The following is a 23,034-nucleotide window of genomic DNA, read 5'->3' as shown; positions in this document are numbered from 1 at the left end:
TAAAGACGCGGAAATCCGCGTCTTTTTTAGCGTTATTTCAGCGAGGCAATATCAATCACAAAGCGGTATTTCACATCGCTTTTCAACATCCGCTGCCAGGCGCTATTAATATCCTGAATATTGATCACTTCGACATCGGCTGTAATACCGTGCTGGCCGCAAAAATCTAACATTTCCTGCGTTTCTGCAATCCCGCCGATAACCGAACCCGCGACGGATTTCCGCCCGAGAATCAGTGGAACCGTATTCAGGAAAGGATCCAATGCGCCCAGATAGCCAACCAGCACCAGCGTACCGCTTAGCGCCAACGTTGGGATATAGGGATTCAGGTCGTGGACATACGGAACAGTATCAATAATCAGATCAAACTGATTACCGGCTGCCTTCATCTGCTCAGAGTCAGTGGAAAGCACAACGTGACAGGCACCCAGACGTCTGGCATCTGCTTCTTTATCTGGCGAACGCGTGAACAGCGTAACTTCAGCCCCCAATGCGTTAGCGAGTTTGATGGCCATATGCCCGAGGCCGCCCAACCCAACAACCGCGACTTTACTGCCCTCTCCAACCTGCCAGTGACGCAGCGGCGACCATGTGGTGATCCCGGCACAAAGCAGCGGCGCCGCGCCGCGTAAATCTATCCCTTCTGGAACCTTCACAACAAACTTTTCGGTAACGACAATCTTGTCGGAATAGCCCCCGAAGGTAGGCAGGCCATCATGACGATCGATATCGTTATACGTGAGCGTGTTACCCTCTTCGCAATATTGCTCTAGCCCCTGTTCGCAGGCGCTACAGTGCTGGCATGAGTCAACCATGCAGCCAACCCCGGCGAGATCGCCTACGGCAAATTTGGTCACCGACTTCCCGACATGCACCACACGGCCAATGATTTCGTGTCCCGGCACCATCGGATACTTAGCCCCGCCCCAGTCATTATAGGCATTGTGGATATCTGAGTGACAAACACCGCTGTATAAGATATCAATCACCACGTCATCTTCGCGTGGATCGCGACGAACAAAGCTGTGTGGAACCAGATCTTCTTTCACCGCCAGAGCGGCATAACCCTTCACGTTCATGACCATTAAGATTTCCTCAGGGATTAGGTATTACCTTAACCGCGACATTCATCAACCACCGCGCGGGCATTAGTTGCTATCTCACCACCACAATGCTGTTCGAGTATTGCAATAAATTCAATGAGTTGGTCAGTGGTAATGCCAATATTCAGACAGATAGCAAAATGGCTCTTCAGTTGACTGTCCACACCGCCTAATACCGCTAACGCAGAAATCGTCGCCAGCTCCCGCATCTTCCAGTTGAGGACATCACGCTGAAAAATATCGCCAAATAAATGTGCCTTTAGCCAGACATCAATAGCAGGTGCAAAATCGAACAGCGGCCCACTGACCGGATGTCCGACGAGCTGGGTCTGGGTGCAACTCCCCGCCAGGAAACTGTCCCAGCCCTCCGTCGGCGGCGTGGCCGGATTTCCCTCTGGGTCGGAAATTCCTCTTTCTCTACGGTTTTTAACCACGGACATTAAACAAGCAAGTCCGTTCAGGCTGCGGGGGAAACCGCAGTAAGCATAGAGCTGTTGCAGAATTTCCTTCGCTTCATTAAGGGTGAGTCCCGCATCCAGCCCGGCATTTAATGCTGCATCCAGTTTTTCACTCTGACCTGTAGCGGTGAACGCGGCAATAGGTATGATTGCCTGCTGTCTGGCATCCAGTTGATGTTGCATGTTTGATTCTCCAAAATAACGCCAGCGTACTGCCGGTGGGTACTGAAACAGTAAAATTATAGAGACCCAACACACCGATGATTAGAGGGTTAAATAAGAACGAACCTATGAACAATATTCATCAATAATCAGCCACCGATGCCATTTATCAGCAGGGAAATTTGTACAACTTTAGGCGACAATCTCAATGAAATTACCATCAGGATCTCGTATTACCGCTTCGTAATAGCCATCACCGGTAGTTCGTGGAGAAGAAATTAAAATCCCCTGTTCCTGCGCGCGTTTCGCGATGGCATCAACTTTTGCCGCGCAGCCGACAGAGAGTGCAAGGTGCACCCATCCGCAGGTGTTATTGTCTGGCTGCCATCTTGTCAGGCCCGGTTTGGTCATTATTTCAATCGCAATCTCATCACCAATACGAACAAAATAAGATTCAAATCCAGGGTTGGTTTTACTGCAGTATTTTTCGTTAATCTTGCCGTCAAAGAACGTGACCCAGAAACGCGCTTGCTGCTCGAGATCCTGTGTCCATAAAGCCATATGCGCAATCTTCATCGCGAACCTCTTCTCGTTGTATTCCGAACAGTATGTTCTCAAGAATGTTGACATCGTTAATCATAATGCACGATCATGCGTGATGCTGCTCGATATTTTTATTTAACTGGAGTATTTATGCTCGATTATGCTGCTTTCCCGGAACAGCGCCAGGCGCTTATCTATCAGATCTTGCAGGAAAACGGCAGAGTCATTTGTTCCGAGCTCGCCAGTCGGTTAGGCGTTTCTGAACATACGATCCGCCGCGACCTGCACGAGCTGAGTAAAGATGGCGTATGTAAAAAGGTTTATGGCGGCGCGGTCATTACCCTTCCTGAATCCGAAGACATTGCCGTACGCAAGAGCATTAATGTGGCGAAAAAAAGCAGTATCGCGCAGAGGTGCGCCCGGTTGGTCAAATCCGGAAGCTGCATTTTTATCGACACGGGCAGCACAAATTTAGCGATGGCTGAAGCCCTACCGGCCGAACTGGCATTAACCGTAGTGACCAACTCACCAGAGATTGCCGCCGTTTTGCTGGAAAAACCGCTGTTTGAGGTCATCATGTTGGGCGGCGCGGTGCAGAGATCCTCGGGAGGATGTGTGGGGTCCACCGCTACCGCACAAGTGCAGAACATCTTATTCGATCAGGGTTTTATTGGCGGCTGCGCGATGTCGCCAGAATCCGGCTTAACCGGATTTGATTATGCGGATTGCGAGTTCAAAAAGGCGGTAATCAAACAGTGCAATGAAACTATCGTCGCACTGACGGCGGAAAAGATCCCGGCCGTCGCCCGTTATGTCGTCACCGAAAGCAGCAATATTGACGTGATTGTCGTGGAGGAAAATATCAGCAAAGAGTATGCCACGGCTTTCCAGGCGCATGACATTCGTATTTATACCGTATAGCAGCAGCGAATTTGTTGCGACGTTACTCAACGAAAGCTCACGACGCTAAACGTCGCCCCGGCCGTCAGCGTAGCGATCGCAGACAAACGATCCAGACGAATTTTTTGTTGGTTGTTATGGCATTCCACCAGCAGAAATTCTTCTTTATCTCTGGTGGTGCAGGTGGTCAACGCTCTGGCATCCATACACGTGCCATCGGTTAGCTCAATACGCAACCAATAATGGTACAGGCAGGCGACCTCCAGATAATCATGAAGATCGCAATCTATCGGATGGTATTTTCCCGTCGCATTCATAACGTCCCTTCCTTACAGCTCCGTATGTTCGGGAAATTGCTGATGCCACTTCCCGAACGCACCGGGTTATTTCAGCGCTTCAATGGGGGCGCCAAAATTGATATGCAGCACATTGCCGTCGATCACCAGCGCCGGAACGGACTTCACGCCAGCCAGTTCGGCTTCCGCAACCCGGCCAGGTTGTTCTCCCAGATGAATAACATCGATTGCAACATCAGAGGACAGATGCTGAAGCAGCGCCTGTTCTGCGGAAACGCAAACCAGGCAACCGGCATGATAAAAACGGGCTTTCGTCATGATGGATCTCCTTTTAACTTATAGTATCGACTCGATACTATATGTCGAGGAGGAAGTTGTTATGCACGATATGTCACTTTTCGATGTCCTGGACAGGCTTTCCAGCCTGACACGGATGTGGTTTCGCCAACATCCATTACTGGCGGATCTGCAGCCGGTACAACTCAGCGCGTTAATGTATCTGGCCCGTTGCAACCGTTATTCCAATACGCCGCTTGGCGTAACGGACTACCTCGGTCTCACCAAAGGCACCGTATCGCAATCGCTGAAGCTCCTGGAAAGCAAAGGACTGATTGTTCGCAAGCAGGATGCCCGCGATAAACGCAGCGTACATTTACAGTTAACTGAATCAGCCGGTACGTTACTGGATGCCCTGCTCCCGCCGACGTTTTTAGTGGCAGGTGAAACGGCGATGGGTGAACGCGCGACGGTACTTAAAGAGCTACTATTTGAACTGTTACGTGGGATCCAGCAGACCAACAATGTGCCTGGCTTTGGTCTTTGCCATAGCTGTCGATTCCACCAAAAAACGGGTGGTCAGGGATTTTGTAATCTGACGAAAGAGGTGTTAAGTGAAGAGGATTCGTTGCTGATTTGCCGGGAACACCAGCCCCCGGAAACCTAAAATGGCTGGCGGAAAATCACACCAGCCATTTTAACGCAGGCAAAAAAGTTGTCCGTTTTACGAGCTCGCGACATTTTCAACACGGTCAGTCGTGGATTTTAACGCCAAGGCAGCCGCGAACGAATTCAGGATTAAAATGCTTCACCGCCTCACCCACATAGCCTAGATCCAGCGCGCTGATTTGCGCCATTTCACTATCCGTGAGTGAGAAATCCCAGATGGCAAAATTCTCTGCAATACGCTCCTGCCGGGTGGATTTAGGAATCACCGTCACGCCGCGCTGCACGTTCCAGCGCAGAACAACCTGAGCAACAGTTTTTTGATGGGCATCCGCAATTCCCTGAAGCATTTCATCTTCATATGGTTTATGCCTCCCACCGCCTAACGGCGCCCAGGCTTCAGGCTGAACGTTGTAGCGCTTCATCGTTTCAATGGCTACAGGTTGCGCAAAGTAAGGATGCAATTCGACCTGGTTCACCATCGGCTGAATTCTGACGGTTTCACAGAAGTTAGCTAACACATGCGCATAGAAGTTGGAGACGCCAATGGCCTTCAGTTTACCGGCTTCATAAGCCTCTTCCAGAGCGCGCCAGGCGCTGAAATAATCGCCCATGGCCTGATGCAATAAATAAAGATCAAAATATTCCAGGCCCGATTTTTTCAGCGACGCCTCAATACCGGCTTTAGCCATATCGTAGTTGGCCATATCCTGGACCCACAGCTTAGAAGTGATAAATAACTCCTCGCGGGTACACAAACCTTCGGCGATGGCTGCACGAACCGCCTCACCCACGGCATCTTCATTGCTGTATACGGCTGCGGTATCGATGAGGCGGTAACCGGTGCGAATAGCGCTTAAAACTGACTGCTTACACTCTTCCTTATCGGTGACCTTAAAAACGCCAAAACCAACCATCGGCATTCTGCAGTTGTTACTTAGTACTGAGTATTCCACGGCCAAGCCCCTGTCATGTTAAAACACTATTTTAGGCCAGAAACCCCGCCGTGATTACCCAGTCATCTCTGATTTGACCTATGCATGGCATTCATTAATACAGATGAGGTTGTTCTGTTAAAGATGAGGGTAAGAAAGGATAAAGGCTGCGATATCAGCCTTTATGAACGCATCAGGACAGGACTGGCTCTACGGGCATATGAACCTAATTCATGGTTCCGGACATAGCCCCTTCTGGTCGACACTATAAACTCTGAGTAATGTTGTAGTCTGCATAACAGACTACAACATTCAGATGAGATCAAACTAATGATGCCACCTTTAATGGTGGCACCTGATCTGTAATACGTAACCATTAGCCATCGTCTGTATCCGTTTAAAGGATCCAGATGATGGTTTTACTGATTAAATCTTTCTTTAATGTGATTATCGCTTTTAACAAAAAAGTAGCACATCCCCATTACAACAAATATGAAACCGGAGCCGACGACCCAGTAACCGGGACCAAAGGCCTGGGGGTTCAGTATCATGTATATCAGGGATCCAATAGAGCAAAGCAAGACGCCTGTGCGTAAAACCCATTGGATAAGTTTTGTCTGTTCATCCTTCAGTAAATGCTGGGCAAACAACATAACAACCATAATAGCCGGAAATAATATCAAACTGACATCAAGATGCAGCATGCGGAATGCAAAACCATACTCCCCTAGTGGCACAGGGTTAGCTGAGTTATAAAGATCGGCTCGATACTCTTCCAGGAACCCCATACCTGCTACGGTAATCACTATGCTACACCATGTAAGGAAGATCCCCATAAGAGTGTACTTGCTGGATTCGTTTAGTTTGACGCCATTTTTCCCTTTTCCGAAAAGTATTGCGCCAATCAGAAGTAAACCGCCACATAAAATAAAGGTACCGATTGTAAAATCACCTAAATCAATACCAGCCACACTATGGCCTCTGGGTTCAAAGAATCCTTTTTCTGTAAAAATATGAGGGATCTGTAAATGAGAACCACCGAAACCTGATACCACTAAAATAATAACAACAGCAACCAGCCCAAAAATAACCAGCCATTCACCAGTTGCTTTTATCTTTGCAGCATATCCGGATAAATATCTCCCGTATCTCCAGGTCACTGCCGACAGTATAAGACCAATGACAGCCACTACCATCATGTCAGAGTGAGAGCGTAGTAAATTGTCCTGCCATTCCGGTAGGGTATAACCAATCTTACCAGCATACCAACCTAATATTCCCAGCCAATCGCCAAAATCAAGAATGAACCCGGCTAAATCGCCAACCAGTGCGGCAATGACAGCTGTGCAGGATGCGGCTATAACCAGATAATATGTTCGTGATGACTTTAATTCTTTATTTTTTGACAGAATAAGTCCTGATAACATTGTTATCAGTATCACATCAAGCGATAAAAAAGAAAGAATTTGGTACCACAATGCAAGCTTGCTGTATTCCATAGAACGATTGATCGCACCACCACTTACACCAATTAAAATTGTGGCGATTGTGCAATAGAAAATAATTTTTTTGAATTTTCCGTCAAGACCATAAATCTGACTAACCAGTAGAGCAGTCAGACCAGCAAGACCTACAGACAAGCCATGAAAATACATTATTCTTGAGTAATCTACGGGAGTTACTCTGTCCACAAAAATAGAAAAAGGATTTGAAATAAAAACACTGCATACTGCATAAATGACCAGAATGATGAGTAGCCATTTGATTACCTGTGGCCAGCTATGTTTCCCCAGACCTGGTTCAGGTTCATAGTCCGTTGGTTTTATCATGTATGTTATCTCTGTTATGGCTTTTGCTGAGATTTTTGAACACGTGCCAGTGAGTCAAACTGACAGAGCAGTAAGACCAGTGGCTGCGTTTTCTTCTTCAAATTGCCTTATTAGTCCAAATATCTTTGTATAAAGTACCTTGATCCTGTGGATCAGCCAGTGTGATCGTCAGGATCTGTTGGTCATATTATTGGCATAATAAGGTCATTATATTGACCAAGATCTATAAATCTTTTGAAAGGTGAACCCAAAAAACGCAGATTATGTATGTATGACTCAGCAAGTTAGAGACGCTAATGACAGAATAGGTATAACGATGAAAATCTATAAAATCAGATGGTTATATTCATCATCACAGCTATAAGGGAGGTACTGTTGTCTGAGGATAGTCAAAACAAAGCAGGTCAGTGATTGAACAGCATCTCTATGCGATGAAAATGCCCGAGAGGCTGGTATCCTTCACCAGCCTTCAGTTTCCGGAGATAACAAAGCACGGGATCTGACAGACAGGTATATCGGGAACAAAGCTAGCCCGTAGTTATCTCTGAGAAATAGATCTTGAGCGTATGTCCGGACGATTTTTATCCCTACACATCTCACTCTTACGAGTTACTCAGGATGCTTTCTCATTCACTGTCATGATAAATATCAGTGGGCTCTCACCCCGGTTTTCATAGAAATGAGGGACATCCGTTCTGGCCGTTGCAGAACAACCGGAATTAACCAGATACAGATGCTCTTGTACGCCAAGCGTGAGCGTCCCCGTTTGTACATAAAACAATTCAAGTGTTCCCGTAGAGTGACCGGGAGAAGCAAACTTTTCTCCTGGCTGCATTTCCCACATCCAGAGCTCTGTCATATCCGGCCCCCCGGAACCAGCAAGAAGCCTTGCTCTTCCTCCTTTGTCGCCTTTCCAGAGTTCAGGGATCTCACCTTCAGCAATAAGATGGACGGTTGGTTTTGTCCCTACATCTACAAAATCAGCCACCGATACCCCCATTGCGGCTGCCAGACGGCATAACAGCGCAATACTGGGATTGGCCTTACATCCTTCAATCTCGACCAGCGCTCCCTTACTGACATTTGCCTGCCTGGACAGCTCATCAAGCGACATTTTTTTTTGTTTACGGTACTGCTTAATTCGCTGCGAAACAGCTTCATTGACGGTGCTGACATCCGCACCCGCATCGGTCATTAAGTTGACTTTTTTGGTCATTGGTCGATATCATAAAATAAATTGGTCATTACAGGATTATCCCGTGTTAACACATTCTCCGTCAATTGCCCCGGAAGTTTATCGTACTGCTCCCGGTTTTCGAGCGCTTAGTATTTACGTAAAAGCCGCGCCGGTACTGAATCCTGACGTTGGCAGGGCCGCCTTACTGGAAGCTTGTGAGGCGGTTCTGGCAGGCAGACCGGAATGGGCGGAGTCTCATCTGGCCGCATGGGCTGGCGTTTTTCAATCATTTGGCGCCAAACCAAAGCGCACGCCTTGTTCAGCTGATGCGCTACGTAAGCGCGTGCTTCGTGATGGCATGATGCCAGCACTGGATCCTGTTGTTGATCTTTATAACGCCGTCAGCCTCCGCTATGCCGTTCCGGTTGGTGGCGAGAATATTTCCGCTTACCAGGGTATTCCGCGTCTGACCATTGCGGAAGGTACCGAGCCCTTTGACACGATGAAAGAAGGCACACCTGTTATCGAGTATCCCTCCCCCGGAGAGGTTATCTGGCGTGACAATGCTGGCGTCACCTGCCGTCGCTGGAACTGGAGGCAAGGGATAAGGACACGTTTAAGTGTTGAAGCGCAGCAAATGTGGTTTATTCTGGAAAGTCTGCCACAGATGCCGCTGGAAAAGCTTCATGAAGCAGGAAGAATGCTGACTGACGGTCTGGAAGAAATGATGCCGGGTCTGTGGTTTGAAAATACTCTCATCGAAGATCAGCACCAGTAATCTTATTCAGGACAAACACCTATGTTTACTGGCTTGTCTGCGTTTCCCTTAACTCCAGTCACCACCAGCGGCGTGGATGAAAAGGGCTTCAGTCATATTCTTTCTCGCCTAACAGAAGCCCGGGTTGATTCTATGGGTATCCTGGGGTCAACCGGAAGCTACGCTTATCTGACCCGGGAGCAACGCAAGCGCATCGCGACTCTGGCAACACAGCACGCCGGAGAGATCCCTGTCATAGTGTGTGTGGGAGCTGTCAGCACGGAAGCCATCCTGCATCTGTCAGACGATGCGCAAGCCGCGGGCGCAAATGCCCTGCTGCTCCCGGCTTTCAGCTACCAGCCGCTCCGTGACGAAGAAGTCTTTGCACTATTTGAGACCGTTACCCGACACGCGTCTGTGCCGGTGTGCATCTATGATAACCCGGGCACGACACATTTTACCTTTACGGATGAACTGCACGGTCGTCTATCCTCACTTGAGGGGGTTCGCTCGGTCAAGCTCCCTGGTGTCCCGGATAGCCCGACTGCAGCGAGAGAGCGGGTCGAGGCATTACGTCAACACCTGCGTCCTGGCGTAACCATCGGTATCAGTGGGGATGCTTATGCCGGGCTGGGATTAAATGCCGGCTGTGAAGTGTGGTACTCCGTTAGCGGTGGTTTGTTTCCGGTGATGGCGAAACAAATTACTGACGCAGCGGCGGCGAACGATCATGAACGCGTTACTGCCCTGACAACGCGCCTTGAGCCATTGTGGGCGCTGTTCCGTAAACATGGCGGAAGCATCCGCGTTATTGCTGCTGCCGCAGGCGTGCTTGGACTTACCGATACGGACTGCCTCCCTCGCCCCCTGCAGCCTTTGTCAGCAGGTGATATCGCGGATATTGCCCGTGTGATAACCACACTGGAGTTGAAATAACCGCCCTTGAGGACCGGCTGTCTGCCGGTCCTTCTGAAACCTGACGGGCATTACTGCGACAGGCGGATTCTGACGATCTCGGCAAAATATTCCGCGCCGGTTAGTAAAATTTCATCGTTAAAGTCATAACAGGCATTGTGCAGCGGCGTATTGCCCTGCGGGTCTGACGCATCGCCGTTACCTAAAAAGACAAAGCAGCCTGGAATTTTCTGCAGGAAAGCGCCGAAGTCTTCCGAGATCATCATCTGCGCGACATTGCCATCGACGTTCTTCTCCCCCACAACGTTCTCTGCCGCGTTCACCGCCACGTCCACGCAATGTTGCCAATTCACCGTTGGCGCGAACTCGTGCGTATAAATAAACTCGCACTGCGCCCCATGCATCGCGCAAATGGCTTCGCTGATGGTTCGCATCCGTTCTTCCAGCAAGGTCTGCACCTCAGGGGAGTAGCTGCGGGTATCGCCCTTAATTTCAACATGGGTGGGAATGGCATTGCGGATGCCATCGGTGTGCAGTTCCGTACATGAAATAACCGCCGGCACGCTAGGATCGACGTTGCGCGAAACGATGGTTTGCAGCGCCAGAATAATCTCCGCCGCAATCACCAACGGATCTTTACTCATATGCGGACGTGCGGCATGTGCCCCCTGACCGGTAATGCGAATAATAAAGTTATCTTCACTGGCCATGATCCCCCCCACCCGCGTAGCGATGGTTCCAGCCTTCATGCCTGGCATATTGTGCAGACCATAAATCTCTTCAATGGCAAAACGCTCGATAACGCCGTCCGCCATCATCGCATTCGCACCGTAACCCGGCTCTTCAGCGGGCTGAAAAACAAAACAGACGGTGCCATTGAAGTTCTGACGCTGCAACAGCAACTGCGCAGCACCCAGCGCAATGCAGGTATGGCCGTCATGTCCACAACCGTGCATACGTTCAGCGGTGCCCGATCGATAAGACCGCTCGCCCTGTTCTGTCAACTGGATAGCGTCAATATCGGCGCGAATAGCGATAACGCCCTTTCCGTCACCGCATTTCAGCACACCCACCAGCCCGGTTTTACCAATGTTACGATGCACTTCGATCCCCATCGCCTCGAGTTTTTCGGCGATGAATTGCGCAGTTTTTACCTCTTCAAAGGCACTTTCCGGGTTGGCATGCAGATGACGACGCCATGCAATAAGCTGCTGCTTTAACTGTTCCTGATTCATATTATTCTCCTGTAAAACGCTATTCCGCGCGCTGGGCGCGTTGTAATACCACCTGCAGCAGCACGTTGGCACCGGCAATCAGGTCTTTGGCTTCGCTATGCTCTTTGACGTTGTGACTAATGCCATCAACGCAGGGGACGAAGATCATCCCGGCCGGGCAAACCGAGGCCATAAACTGCGCATCATGACCTGCACCGCTCGGCAGACGCCTACAACTCAGCGCCTGACGCTTTGCCTCGTCTTCTACGGCATTGACAATTTCATCGGCAAAAATAACCGGGTTAAAGCGCACCAGCGAACGACTGGTTATTTCAACGCCCTCTTCTTGTGCCGTTCTGGCGACAAACTCGGCAAGCTGTTGTTCCGCCAGTTTTAAGGTCTCATTATCGGTATTGCGCAAATCCACCGTCATCACGACATGGTTGGGAATCACGTTAATCAGGTTCGGTTTAAAGACCATATGTCCGACAGTAGACACCTGATCGCCACCAAGAGTAAGCGCCAGTTCACGGGCGTATACGGCGATCTTCGCCGCCGCCAGTCCGGCATCGTGGCGCATATTCATCGGCGTGGTGCCCGCATGGTTGGAGACACCGGTCAACGTAAATTCCTGCCACGAAATCCCCTGCACGCCGGTTACCACTCCGATATCAATTCTCTCTTTGTCGAGGATCGGTCCCTGTTCGATATGCAGTTCAACGTAGCTATCCACCGACAGGTCGCCCGGTCGACAAGCGCCTTTGTAACCAATCTCGCATAACGCCTCATCAAGAGTTACCCCATCAAGATCCTTCGCTGCCAACGCTGCATCAAGAGGATATTCACCAGCAAACACCACGCTGCCCATCATATCGGGCTGAAAACGTACGCCTTCTTCGTTGGTAAAGAAGGTGACCGCCAGCGGACGACGGGGACGAATGCCCGCCTCTAAAAGAGTGGCAATCACCTCCAGACCCGCCATCACGCCGTAATTGCCGTCGTACAAACCGCCAGTGCCGACGGTGTCAATATGCGAGCCCATCATGACCATCGGTAACGCCTCTTCACCGGCATAGACGCCAGTAACATTGCTAATAGCATCGATATAGATTGCCAGACCCAGCGCTTTCATTCTTGCAACGACAAAGTCCCTGCCCGCTTTATCCTCCGCGGTCGCCGCGAGGCGACAGACGCCCCCGCCCTCCAGCGCGCCACATTCGCCGAGCGCGAACAAAGAATCGATAAGCCGCTGGCCGTTAATCTGCAGATAATGACTCATAAAAACATCTCGCTATTCATCGTGGTTACTGGAACATGCCGTAAAAAATGGCAGATACGGTAATCAACCCAATCAGGGTGACAAAAATGTTGCTGGCTTTGCCGCGATACGGTGCCAGCACCGGTAATTTATGGATGGCATACATCGGTAACAGCAGTAGGATGGCCGCCCCAGTAGGGCCGCTGATGCACTCAATAATGCCGAGAATACTGGGGTTTTTATAGGCAGCGAACCAGCAGGTCAGAACCATAAAAACCAGGATAACAGCGTCAACCGCGCGAATACCTGGCTTTTTCCCCCGAGAGGCGGCAGCCTCAAGAATCAGGTCTCGCAGTGATTCATACGCGCCGATATAGTGGCCCAGAAATGATTTGGTAATGGCGACAAATGCGATAATCGGCGACAGCCAGGCAATAATTGGCGTGTCAAACTGGTTCGCAAGATACGAAAGTATTGAGAGGTTTTGCGCCTTCGCTTCCGCCAGTTGCTGTGGCGACAGACTTAACACGCAACTGAGGACGAAAAACAGCACGACCACTATCATCAACAGGATGCCATAGCGCTGAATCTGTGCGCATTTGCGCTCGGCAAGTTCCAGGCCGTAGCGCTGTTTCTGGCGCACAACCATCGGCGAAATAATCGGATAGTGGTTAAACGACATCACCAATACCGGAAACGTCATCCACAGCGTCAAGAAAATGCTGCGCCCATCCCCCATCGCGCTAATGCTTACGGTGTGAAAAATCGCGCCGTTCCAGTGCGGAATCAGAAACAGCGACATAAATATCAGCGAGATAATAAAGGGATAAACCAGGGTGCTCATCACTCGCATGATCAGCCGCTGCCCCAGGCGGACAATAAGCATCAGCCCGAGAATCAACACGATAGCCACCAGCGCCCGTGGCGGCTCCGCCAAGCCGAGCTGGTGGCGGATAAAACTCTGCGCAGTATTGGTGATCGCCACTGCATACATAATCAAAATGGTATAGACGGCGAAAAAATAGATAACGGTAAACACCTTCCCCGCCAGCGCGCCGAAATGTTCGCCGATAACATCGGTAATGGTGCTTTCCGGCGTATTCGAAGAGTAAATGAAGCGCGCCAGTCCGCGATGCGCCAGATAGGTAATCGGAAAAGCAAGAACGAAAACAATCAATAGCGGCCAAAAGCCGCCGATCCCGGCATTTATTGGTAGAAACAGCACCCCAGCGCCAATCGCCGTTCCGAACAGGCCAAGCACCCAAACGGTATCTTCGCCATGCCATTTTGTGGAATTACAATATCCTCTTTCTTCTGTAACAGCAGTTTCAGTATTCATCGGTCATGTTCTCTCAGCATTACGCGAAATCGCATATGTTTTATTTATTGTCAGAACGCATGTCATACCAAGGGCATGTAGGGTAGGTAAGATGGCCCTCTTATTATTGCCGTTGGCGGTTAGCCATTGCGGCCAAACCAGACGATGTCTTCATAGACATCCGGGGAAGTGTCCCCTTCGGTACTGATTAACAGGACGTGCGCATCGGCATTGAGCCGCAGCGATTCGGCGAGATGGCGAAACTCCGGCTGGGTCATCAGCGCATACAGCACCCCCGCGCCGATAGCGCCGGATTCGCCGGAGATAAAGGGTTCATCAGTGCCGGGGCGCGGCGCAGCCAGCAAACGCATACCGTTGGCGGCAAGATGATCGTCAGCGGAGATAAAGCAGCGGGCATGGTCGCGCAGCATCGGCCAACTGGTGATGTTTGGCTCGCCGCAGGCAAGTCCGGCCATCAGGGTCGCCATATCGCCGCCGACGCTGTGCGGCTGACCATCATTAATGGTCGCCGAGCGGTATAGACAATTTGCTTTATGCGGTTCGACAATGACGATTGTCGGCACTTGCTGCTGCATTTTTTCGACGAAATAGCCCATGATGCTGCCCGCGAAGGAGCCAACCCCAGCCTGCAAAAAGAGATGTGTCGGCAGCGGCGCCCCGCTTTGCATCAGTTGATCCCAGGCTTCAACGGCGAGCGTCATATAACCTTGCATGATCCAGGTTGGAATCTGTTCGTAACCTTGCCAGGCAGTATCCTGCAACAGCACCCATCCCCGCTCTTTAGCGGTTTTATCAGCCAGCCTCACGGTATCGTCGTAGTTAAGATCGGTGATGGTGCATTCAGCGCCATGTCGACGAATATTTTGCGCCCGCACCAGCGATGAACCTTTCGGCATGTAGACCACCGCCCGTAACCCAAGCTGCTCCGCCGCCCACGCCACGCCGCGCCCGTGATTGCCGTCGGTGGCCGTCACAAACACAATATCTTTAATGCGGGCTTTAATTTCCGGCGAATTAAGATCGGCGAAGCTCAGGGTATTAATGTCACGCCCGAGTCGTTCGGCGAGATATTTCCCCATAGCATAAGATCCACCCAGCCCTTTAAACGCATTAAGACCAAATCGCTGCGCCTCATCTTTAATATGCAGCGACCCCAGCCCCAGACGCTGGCTTAAATAGCCCAGCTTGCGTAGCGGCGTTACCCGGTAGTCAGGAAATTTCTGGTGAAAAGCCAGCACGTCTGCGCCGACACGGTCATTGAGCAGGCTGAGATCGACGCCCTGACCATAAACTTTTTGGCGAGAATTGAATTGGTATTTCATTATGTCCGTCATAAATACACCTTTTTTATTCATACCGTCATGCCGCGATGAATTAATTCCCCCCACTAAACAACAGGCGTAGAGCTCCACGCGGCCAAATTAAGCGCAGGCCGAATAACGGAATGAACGGGTTGTGAAATAATGTGGGTTGTGTCGTTATCGGCTAAAAAACACGATTTATCGTCTTCCCACTGATTGAGATGGTACACTGCCCCCAACGGTAAAATGGCGCAAAATTGCCCTAAGAGGCGCAATTTTCAATCTGATTTACCTATCTGGCGCAACAAAGTTGCATTAGTGAGGCGTATCACACTTTTATAAGGCCGTTGAAACGATGAAACTGGACACTTGGGATAAAAAAATACTCACACTGTTGCAGCGCAATAATCGCCTGTCGCAGCGAGAGATCGCCGATCTCGTCAGCCTTTCCCCCTCGGCAGTCAATCGGCGGATCGCTGCACTGGAAGAAGCCGGTATTATTAGAGGCAGCGTCAGCCTGATCGACGCCACTAAAGTTGGTCGCCCTATCACTATCATGGCGCAGGTCACCATTGAAAATGAGCGTCTCGATCTGCTGGAAGAAGACAAGCAGCGGTTCGTGAGTTGTCCGCAGGTGCAACAGGTTTATTACGTTACCGGCGATTTTGATTTCCTGCTGGTAATGAACGTCCGCGATATGGCGGAGTACGAGGCCCTGACCCGCGATCTCTTTTTCGCATCAGGGAATATCAAATCCTTCCGCACCCTCGTTTCGATGCAAAATGCCAAGCAGGAAATGACAGTGGTTATCGAGTAAAACGCCCGGCGGATGATGGCGGCAGGTCAGAAATTGGCCCATGTCTAATTTATTTCCGAAATCCGCCCTTCCATATGCGAATTCTACTTGTCTGCCAGAAGATGACAGATAACATGACTATCCCCCCGAGTAACGGGGAAAACGATTTTTTATTGGGCTACAAACAGAGAGACTACAGAAAGGACACCGAATCCGCTGGCGTAACCAGAACATACAGGCCATCACGGTCTGCAATCTTGCAGTTTTTCTCTCTGGCTTTCAGATGCTAAAGAGAAACTAGCGCGGTAAACTGCGCCAGCTCTGGGTTTATCCGTGGTTACCTTGCGTTAACATGAGGCCAGTACTGATTAGTGCCTCACAATATACATTGTGCGGCTGTATGCGACATCTTCAGGGTTAGTAATCGGGTACCCTTTCAGCCACGGTTTAATTAACCGCCCGTTGGTATACTGATAAATTGGTGCAATAGGTGCCTGTTCCATCAGAATTTTCTCTGCCGTATTATAATCCGCATTCCGCGCCTTCTCGGTATTTTCCAACGTAGCCTGAGTTAATACTTTATCGTATGCCGGATTATTAAAGCGGGAGATATTGCCCGTATGGGTCGATGTTAATAACGACAGGAACGTAGAAGGCTCATTGTAGTCCCCCACCCAGGAAGCGCGGATCACATCAAAATTGCCGGTATTACGGCTGTCGATATAGGTTTTCCACTCCTGATTCTGCAGTTTTACGTCGACACCGAGGTTTTTCTTCCACATAGAAGCCACTGCGATAGCAATCTTTTGGTGGTTTTCAGAGGTGTTGTACAGCAGCGTCAGTTTAAGCGGTTTCTGCGGACCATAGCCTGCTGCACGCAGCAGGGTTTTCGCCTGAGCATTCAACTCTTCCTGACTCATTTGCTCAAACGGCGAAGGTTCAGGTACAAATCCTGCCGTAACATCCGGCGTGAAATGCCAGGCGGGCTTCTCGCCGGTACCTAATACTTTCTCCGCCATCAAACGACGATCGATCGTCATACTCAGCGCCAGGCGCACGCGGGAATCGGCAGTCGGTCCCTTCTGGGTATTAAAGGCATAATAGTAAGTGCCAAGCTGAGGCGGGGTATAAACCTGGCCCGGAATATCCTTCAACAGTTTCTGATACATGTTTTTCGGGAAGGATTCCGTGATATCAATATCACCCGCAAGGTAGCGCTTGGTGGCTGCCGATTCCTGATTAATGGGCAGGAAGGTGACTTTTTGCAGAACCGTTTTGCCGTTGTCCCAGTAATGCGTATTCGGTACAACGACCAGTTTTTCATTTACGACGCGATCTTTGAGCACGTAGGCGCCGTTACCAATCAGATTACCCGGCTTGGTCCACTCTTTGCCGCTCTCAACATTGGCTTTTTGTACCGGATAAAATGCAAAACTTGCCGTCAGATTGGCAAACCAGGGGAGCGGTTTATCCAGTTGAACTTTTAATGTACGCGCATCAACCGCGCTAACGCCAAGCTTATCAGGTGCTGCTTTGCCATCGATGATCGCCTGAGCATTGCTAATACCCGCCAGCGCAGCAAACCACGCAAACGGTGATAGTGTTTTGGGATCAACCAGACGCTGCCAGCTGTAGACAAAATCCTGCGCCGTTACCGGTGTACCATCGGACCATTGCGCATTGTCACGTAGCGTAAACGTCCAGATGCGGTTATCGTTACTTTTCCACTGGGTGGCGACGCCAGGAACAATTTCTCCCTTCTCATTCTGATTGACCAGCCCTTCAAATAAATCACGAATAACCTGAATTTCAGGAAGCCCGACGGCCTTTGCCGGATCAAGCGACGCCGGTTCATCTTTTATATGCCGCACCAGTTCTTGTTTCTCTGCCAGTACCGTTCCGCTGGGAACATCAGCAGCCCATGATAAGGAAATGCTACTAACCAACAGCGCACAACAGGTTACTGAAACAGAATGCTGCATAAAATACCCTCAATTCCGGCTACTAAGTGAATGTGTAATTATTTGTATCGCCAGCAGGAAATGCAATTAACTTCCGACAAGAAAGTGATATTACACCTGAAAAGATAAGTGTGTGAAAACGATTTGATTATCCATACATTTTGCACAACACTGCGAGTAACTATTCGAGCATTTAGAGATGACTATGACCGCTACCCGTCCCCGTGCCGAGCGCGGCGCATTTCCGCCAGGAACCGAACATTACGGACGTTCATCGTTAGGCGCACCGCTAATCTGGTTTCCTGCGCTGGCAGCCGATCATGAAAGCGGCCTGATACTGGCAGGTACGCACGGCGACGAAAACTCATCTGTCGTCACCCTTTCCTGCGCATTGCGTACGCTTAACCCTTCCCTGCGTCGTCACCATGTGGTGCTGGCGGTGAACCCCGACGGTTGCCAGCTTGGGCTGCGCGCAAATGCGAACGGCGTAGATCTTAACCGTAATTTTCCTGCCGCAAACTGGAAAGCGGGTGAAACGGTATATCGCTGGAACAGTAGCGCCGAAGAACGCGACGTGGTTTTGCTGACCGGCGAGCATCCGGGGTCAGAACCAGAAACCCAGGCGCTGTGTCATCTTATTCACCGGATTCATCCCGCCTGGGTGGTTTCTTTTCACGATCCGCTGGCCTGTATTGAAGATCCCAGACGCAGCGAGTTAGGCGCATGGCTGGCGCAGTCATTTGAATTGCCGCTTGTCACCAGCGTAGGTTACGAAACGCCTGGCTCTTTTGGTAGCTGGTGCGCCGACCTGAACTTGCACTGCATCACCGCCGAATTTCCGCCCATTTCATCCGATGAAGCGAGCGAGAAATACCTGCTGGCCATGTCCAATCTCCTGCGTTGGCACCCTAGAGATGAAGCTGTCCGGTCGTAAAATGCAGGGATGGCTCCGCGTCGCTGGCAAGCCAGGTAGGTCCATCGAGATCGGCAAAACTGACCTGCGGCGTGAGGGGTAACGCCGCGCTAATCGCCCGGGATGTACACAGCATGCAGCCCAGCATCAGCGCAAATCCCTGCTCGCGCGCATCGACGGCCAGCGCCAGCGCTTCGGTCAGGCCCCCTGTTTTATCCAGTTTGATATTGACCATTTCATAGCGCCCGTGCAGCGCTTTCAGGCTGCTGCGGGTGTGGCAACTTTCATCTGCGCAGATCGGTAGCGGATGCACAAAATTCTCCAGCGCGGCATCATCCTGCGCCGGGAGCGGTTGTTCCAGCATCGCAACCCCTAAATCAGCCAGAAGCTGACAGCGCGCGGCCAGGCCCTCTGCCCGCCAGGATTCGTTAGCGTCGACGATGATCGTGGCCTCAGGAACAGCCGCACGAATGGCAACCATCCGTTCGCTGATTAAACGGGCATCCAGTTTGACTTTCAGCAGTCTCGCCCCATTCTCCCACAGTGCCGCCGCGCTCGCCGCCATCTGTTCGGGCGTTCCAATCACCACCGTTTGCGCTGTCGTCACCACCTCAGCCAGTTCGCAACCCACCAGCTCAGCCAGAGACAACTGCTGTTGTCGCGCATTCAGATCCCACAACGCACAGTCCACCGCGTTACGCGCCGCTCCCGCTGGCAGCAGCTTTTGCAGTTCTTCACGCGTCAGTCCATTTTCCAGTTGTGGCGCAATGCTCATAATTTGCGCCAGCACTGAGGCATCGCTTTCACCGTAGCGCGGATAAGGCGTACACTCTCCGACGCCTGTGACACCATTTTCTTCCACTTCGACCACCACCACATGCGCTTCGGTTCTGCTCCCACGGGCAATAACAAAGGGAGTGTGCAGCGGCCAGGCTTCCTCATATACCTTTACTGTTCTCATTCGTTTTCCTTAGTGCAGTCCCTGAAGCGGATATCCGCAAATAGCGTTTGCCGTGTTAACTGCTGATGGCATAAACTAGCCTCGACGTTAACTATATGTAAACAGGAAGATAACCATGTCACAAACCGTTCATTTCCAGGGCAACCCGGTTGCAGTCGCTGGCTCCATTCCTCAGGCAGGAAGCAAAGCTCAGGCTTTTACCCTTGTGGCTAAAGATCTGTCTGACGTTACGCTGGGCCAGTTCGCCGGCAAGCGCAAAGTGCTGAATATTTTCCCAAGCATCGATACCGGCGTTTGCGCTGCATCGGTACGTAAGTTTAACCAACTGGCGACAGAAATCGACAATACCGTCGTACTGTGCGTTTCGGCCGACCTGCCCTTTGCACATTCTCGTTTTTGCGGTGCGGAAGGTCTGAGCAACGTTATCACGCTGTCCACCCTGCGCAATGCAGAATTCCTGAAAAACTACGGTGTTGAAATCGCTGAAGGCCCATTAAAAGGGCTGGCCGCGCGCGCCGTGGTGGTTATCGACGAGAATGACAACGTTATTTTCAGCCAACTGGTCAATGAAATTACCAACGAGCCGGATTACACTGCCGCTCTGGACGTGCTGAAAGCGTAATAAACACTTAGCCTTCTATACAACACATTCTCAACCTCGCTACGGCGGGGTTTTTTATTGTGCACAGCCCCTCCAGCCAGGCTGGGGGTTTTCCATAGACAACAAGTAAGCCGTAACATTGCTGTTACGGCTTTGAAAGTGAGGACTTTTTTTTCTTACCTGGACGCTTTTAACATCTCATCCGTTAAGGTAATCGAATCCAGCACGGTAAATATTTTTGCACTTTCACTACTGCCGTCGGCGGTAGCCGCATAAACTTTATCACCCGCTTTCAGTTTATTCACAGAGATAGTCTCAGAAGGCGACCAGTAACCCCGCTGCGAATTTAACACCGTGGAACAACCTTTACCGGACTTCTTGACCCCCCCATGGAACCATGAGCCACAAAAATTGGTGGTCGTTTTTCCTTTCGCGTCGGTTGAATCGTAATAAAAGTTAACGTACTCATATGCAATCATCATCGACGTACTTGCATTAATCGTATACGTCAACGAACCATTTTTAACCGACGTCTCTGACGATGCAATTTGCGAAGGGCTGCCCGTACTCACATCTTCAAGTGTGTACTGATAAGTTAACACAACGTTACCTTTCGCATCGGTAACTGTAACGTTATGCCCTTCGGTAATGAATCCAGACATTATGGATAACTTAACCGTGGAATAACCATTACCTGAATCGGTTATCGTTACCTGGTCGTTCCCTTTGTTGCCGTATTTACCGAAATAGTACGGCTCACCAACGGCATCAATATTCCAGCCATCGTGTTGCAATGTAACGGTATACTCCCCACTCTCAATACTGGCAGTATTTTGCGTCCATTTTAATTCCGGGTTAGATTTCGATTTGTCAACATTGATGTCTTTGATTTCCGTCTCTGCCGGTGTCTCATCGCTATGGGTAAACGGTGCAAACACTTCGCTGAAGGCGTATTGCGGTGCCTGAGATTCCGTTAACCCACTGTGTTCCGGCGAGACCTGACCGGCAACACCCGGCTGATCACGCATCATCGACCACATACCAATCATGCCCATATCGCGATCTTTGGCATCGTCCATCACCAGGTTAGCATCCGACAGATAGAACACTTCGCCCTGCACGTCGTTGTAGCCGTTCATCGGCGTAACGCCCATCATGGCGTTGATCTCGTCATCGCTCTTATCGGTGAATATCTGTTTTAACTGGCTGGACAGGTTTTCGATGGCTGAGGTTGCACATTTGCCATGAATATTCTGCCCTTCCGTACCCTCGGACTGACAGATACTGCTGCCGTAGTCCATCGCCATCACGTTTACGCCCGCCAGATTAACCCCTTTGGCCTTCGCATCGTTCAGTACATACAGACCGTCATCGGTCAGACCTGTCGGCAGAATAGGCAACGTGTACCAGATCCCCACGCTACGACCTTCCGCTTTCCACTGATCCTGCGCGGCCTTAACAGCTTCGTTACGGCGGTTAATGGAGTCATGGTCGGCAACCCAGGTCCCTTCGATATCGAAGTCCAGCACGTTCAGGTTGAGGTTTTCAACGATGTCATAATAGTGCTGCTGCAGTTGTGATACGTCGGTACAGGCTGCCGCCAACGGTGAGTTATTGGCACCCCCTATGGAGACCATGATATCTCCGCCTGCTTCACGCAGCGCTTTAATTTTACTGTACTGCGTGTAGTCATTAATGTTGTAGGCCGTGCCCCAGGTTGGCAGACAGGTATCAGCATCCTTCGCCACCACAAAGGCCATGGTGAAGTGGGTCACATTCTGGTTTTTGGCAAGACTGGCAAGGTCTGGCAGCGAGTTCAGGGTATAGTCGACATACGGCGCGTAGACATGAGCAGGCCATGCAGATGAAGGTGTCCCGACCATTGCTTTAGTGCCGGACCAGTCAATATAAATTTTCCACGGATTGGTATCGGCTGGCGTGACTTTCTGGACTTTAGCCTGGGAAACATAGTTTTCGCCGTTATATCGAATGAGTGTCCCGCTTTCATACAGCGTTGAAGAATTAAATTCAGGCGCATTATTGAGTTGATCCGTCGTATAAGTTACGACAGCACCCAGCGGTTTCCACGGGCGACCATTGGTGCCAGACGGGTTCTGGTTTGCCTCCAGGGAAGGATCATCGCCAATGGTATAAAAGAGCGCCTCATATTCCTGGCCATCTTTCTGAACTTTATCGCCTTTATTGTACGTCGTGGTTGCCGACCACTGCGCGACTTCCGCATACACTTCCCATGGATTGGCTGCGCCCGGCGTGAAACCGTATGCGCTCTGTGCGGTAGAAGTCTGCCAGGTCGCACCGTTGTAGGTAACAATATCATTGGCACTGTAGGCATTTGCGCTACTGTAGTCCGGATAGGTTACCGTACCGCCGCCAGTGTCGCAGGTTGTCGGGTTACCGTATTCTGCGATTTCTGCAGCGGTTGCATCACGTTCAAAACGCCAGGGATTATTAGCTTCGTCATCTGAGGCATTTCCCGGACAATCTGAAGCGCCAACCCACCAGGCATTGGTATAGACGCCGCTGTCATAAATAACTTCGTAAGGGCCGGTTCCTTCTTGTCCACTCCAGGCTTCAAGAGCCAATACGGGTGCTGCGACGCATAATGCGCCCATTCCAATTATTGTTTTGGTAAATATATTAAGTTTCATAATC

At 50.5% G+C, this 23,034-nt stretch carries 22 protein-coding genes; 7 read left to right on the top strand and 15 right to left on the bottom strand.

Annotation, left to right across the window (positions count from 1 at the left end; translation table 11 throughout):
- Nucleotides 1-32: 32 nt before the first annotated feature.
- The 3 genes from FDX09_RS22150 to FDX09_RS22140 all read right to left on the bottom strand — a co-directional run bounded on the left by FDX09_RS22150 (nucleotide 33) and on the right by FDX09_RS22140 (nucleotide 2,299).
- Entirely contained in the window at nucleotides 33-1,085 is a 1,053-nt protein-coding gene (locus tag FDX09_RS22150) for an NAD(P)-dependent alcohol dehydrogenase (RefSeq protein ID WP_137347873.1), read from the bottom strand.
- Between the two features lie 29 nt (nucleotides 1,086-1,114).
- On the bottom strand, nucleotides 1,115-1,795 hold the full coding sequence (locus tag FDX09_RS22145; protein ID WP_283204955.1) for a carboxymuconolactone decarboxylase family protein: 681 nt from the start codon (nucleotides 1,793-1,795) through the stop codon (nucleotides 1,115-1,117).
- Between the two features lie 120 nt (nucleotides 1,796-1,915).
- Entirely contained in the window at nucleotides 1,916-2,299 is a 384-nt protein-coding gene (locus tag FDX09_RS22140) for a VOC family protein (protein ID WP_137347871.1), read from the bottom strand.
- Between the two features lie 117 nt (nucleotides 2,300-2,416).
- On the opposite strand from FDX09_RS22140, the gene FDX09_RS22135 reads away from it, so the two are divergent.
- Nucleotides 2,417-3,187 (top strand): DeoR/GlpR family DNA-binding transcription regulator, encoded by a 771-nt coding sequence (locus FDX09_RS22135; protein WP_121529105.1) that lies wholly within the window; start codon nucleotides 2,417-2,419, stop codon nucleotides 3,185-3,187.
- A 26-nt stretch (nucleotides 3,188-3,213) separates the two neighbouring features.
- Here the strand turns inward: FDX09_RS22135 and FDX09_RS22130 are convergent, their stop codons facing one another.
- Both FDX09_RS22130 and FDX09_RS22125 read right to left on the bottom strand, forming a co-directional pair.
- Complete coding sequence (locus FDX09_RS22130) at nucleotides 3,214-3,483, bottom strand: Rho-binding antiterminator (RefSeq protein ID WP_137347870.1); 270 nt, start codon at nucleotides 3,481-3,483, stop codon at nucleotides 3,214-3,216.
- Nucleotides 3,484-3,549: 66 nt separating this feature from the next.
- The gene (locus FDX09_RS22125) at nucleotides 3,550-3,780 is read right to left on the bottom strand and encodes a thioredoxin family protein (protein ID WP_137347869.1); all 231 of its coding nucleotides are present in this window, start codon (nucleotides 3,778-3,780) and stop codon (nucleotides 3,550-3,552) included.
- 61 nt (nucleotides 3,781-3,841) lie between these two features.
- Here FDX09_RS22125 and FDX09_RS22120 point away from each other — a divergent pair, with 61 nt between their 5' ends.
- On the top strand, nucleotides 3,842-4,405 hold the full coding sequence (locus FDX09_RS22120; RefSeq protein WP_137347868.1) for a MarR family transcriptional regulator: 564 nt from the start codon (nucleotides 3,842-3,844) through the stop codon (nucleotides 4,403-4,405).
- Between the two features lie 85 nt (nucleotides 4,406-4,490).
- Here FDX09_RS22120 and FDX09_RS22115 read toward each other — a convergent pair whose 3' ends face one another.
- The 3 genes from FDX09_RS22115 to FDX09_RS22105 form a co-directional block, all read right to left on the bottom strand.
- Nucleotides 4,491-5,360, bottom strand: coding sequence for an aldo/keto reductase (locus FDX09_RS22115; RefSeq protein WP_087856149.1), 870 nt, complete (start codon nucleotides 5,358-5,360; stop codon nucleotides 4,491-4,493).
- Nucleotides 5,361-5,758: 398 nt separating this feature from the next.
- Nucleotides 5,759-7,168 (bottom strand): hypothetical protein, encoded by a 1,410-nt coding sequence (locus FDX09_RS22110; protein WP_137347867.1) that lies wholly within the window; start codon nucleotides 7,166-7,168, stop codon nucleotides 5,759-5,761.
- Between the two features lie 613 nt (nucleotides 7,169-7,781).
- Nucleotides 7,782-8,384 carry a helix-turn-helix transcriptional regulator gene (locus FDX09_RS22105; protein WP_038640863.1) on the bottom strand — a complete coding sequence of 201 codons (603 nt, stop codon included), beginning with the start codon at nucleotides 8,382-8,384 and terminating at the stop codon, nucleotides 7,782-7,784.
- Nucleotides 8,385-8,427: 43 nt separating this feature from the next.
- Here FDX09_RS22105 and FDX09_RS22100 point away from each other — a divergent pair, with 43 nt between their 5' ends.
- Nucleotides 8,428-9,123 carry a B3/4 domain-containing protein gene (locus FDX09_RS22100; protein ID WP_085048123.1) on the top strand — a complete coding sequence of 232 codons (696 nt, stop codon included), beginning with the start codon at nucleotides 8,428-8,430 and terminating at the stop codon, nucleotides 9,121-9,123.
- A 21-nt stretch (nucleotides 9,124-9,144) separates the two neighbouring features.
- Entirely contained in the window at nucleotides 9,145-10,038 is an 894-nt protein-coding gene (locus FDX09_RS22095; protein WP_137347866.1) for a dihydrodipicolinate synthase family protein, read from the top strand.
- Between the two features lie 50 nt (nucleotides 10,039-10,088).
- Here FDX09_RS22095 and FDX09_RS22090 read toward each other — a convergent pair whose 3' ends face one another.
- From FDX09_RS22090 to dpaL, 4 genes are all read right to left on the bottom strand, one after another.
- Nucleotides 10,089-11,252, bottom strand: a complete 1,164-nt coding sequence (locus FDX09_RS22090; RefSeq protein ID WP_137347865.1) for a M20 aminoacylase family protein — start codon at nucleotides 11,250-11,252, stop codon at nucleotides 10,089-10,091.
- Nucleotides 11,253-11,271: 19 nt separating this feature from the next.
- Nucleotides 11,272-12,510 carry a Zn-dependent hydrolase gene (locus FDX09_RS22085; protein ID WP_137347864.1) on the bottom strand — a complete coding sequence of 413 codons (1,239 nt, stop codon included), beginning with the start codon at nucleotides 12,508-12,510 and terminating at the stop codon, nucleotides 11,272-11,274.
- 25 nt (nucleotides 12,511-12,535) lie between these two features.
- Nucleotides 12,536-13,828, bottom strand: coding sequence for an aromatic amino acid transport family protein (locus tag FDX09_RS22080; protein ID WP_137347863.1), 1,293 nt, complete (start codon nucleotides 13,826-13,828; stop codon nucleotides 12,536-12,538).
- Between the two features lie 119 nt (nucleotides 13,829-13,947).
- Complete coding sequence (dpaL, locus tag FDX09_RS22075; RefSeq protein ID WP_137347890.1) at nucleotides 13,948-15,150, bottom strand: diaminopropionate ammonia-lyase; 1,203 nt, start codon at nucleotides 15,148-15,150, stop codon at nucleotides 13,948-13,950.
- 334 nt (nucleotides 15,151-15,484) lie between these two features.
- Here dpaL and FDX09_RS22070 point away from each other — a divergent pair, with 334 nt between their 5' ends.
- Nucleotides 15,485-15,946 carry an Lrp/AsnC family transcriptional regulator gene (locus FDX09_RS22070; protein ID WP_038640872.1) on the top strand — a complete coding sequence of 154 codons (462 nt, stop codon included), beginning with the start codon at nucleotides 15,485-15,487 and terminating at the stop codon, nucleotides 15,944-15,946.
- 347 nt (nucleotides 15,947-16,293) lie between these two features.
- Here the strand turns inward: FDX09_RS22070 and mppA are convergent, their stop codons facing one another.
- Entirely contained in the window at nucleotides 16,294-17,907 is a 1,614-nt protein-coding gene (gene mppA / locus FDX09_RS22060; RefSeq protein ID WP_087856142.1) for a murein tripeptide ABC transporter substrate-binding protein MppA, read from the bottom strand.
- Between the two features lie 184 nt (nucleotides 17,908-18,091).
- Here mppA and mpaA point away from each other — a divergent pair, with 184 nt between their 5' ends.
- The gene (mpaA, locus tag FDX09_RS22055) at nucleotides 18,092-18,820 is read left to right on the top strand and encodes a murein tripeptide amidase MpaA (RefSeq protein WP_087856184.1); all 729 of its coding nucleotides are present in this window, start codon (nucleotides 18,092-18,094) and stop codon (nucleotides 18,818-18,820) included.
- Here the strand turns inward: mpaA and ycjG are convergent.
- Nucleotides 18,795-19,760, bottom strand: coding sequence for an L-Ala-D/L-Glu epimerase (ycjG, locus tag FDX09_RS22050; protein WP_087856141.1), 966 nt, complete (start codon nucleotides 19,758-19,760; stop codon nucleotides 18,795-18,797). The two genes, mpaA and ycjG, sit on opposite strands and share 26 nt — an antisense overlap.
- 115 nt (nucleotides 19,761-19,875) lie before the next feature.
- Between ycjG and tpx the strand changes: the two genes are divergently transcribed.
- Complete coding sequence (gene tpx, locus FDX09_RS22045) at nucleotides 19,876-20,382, top strand: thiol peroxidase (RefSeq protein WP_038640885.1); 507 nt, start codon at nucleotides 19,876-19,878, stop codon at nucleotides 20,380-20,382.
- A 155-nt stretch (nucleotides 20,383-20,537) separates the two neighbouring features.
- Here tpx and FDX09_RS22040 read toward each other — a convergent pair whose 3' ends face one another.
- Nucleotides 20,538-23,030: a lysozyme gene (locus tag FDX09_RS22040; protein ID WP_137347862.1), complete on the bottom strand. Its 2,493-nt coding sequence runs from the start codon at nucleotides 23,028-23,030 to the stop codon at nucleotides 20,538-20,540.
- Nucleotides 23,031-23,034: the final 4 nt, after the last annotated feature.

Source organism: Citrobacter sp. wls717, from assembly GCF_005280955.1.
In the GTDB taxonomy this organism is placed as follows: domain Bacteria; phylum Pseudomonadota; class Gammaproteobacteria; order Enterobacterales; family Enterobacteriaceae; genus Citrobacter; species Citrobacter werkmanii.
This window is presented reverse-complemented; position numbering and strand designations above follow the sequence as displayed.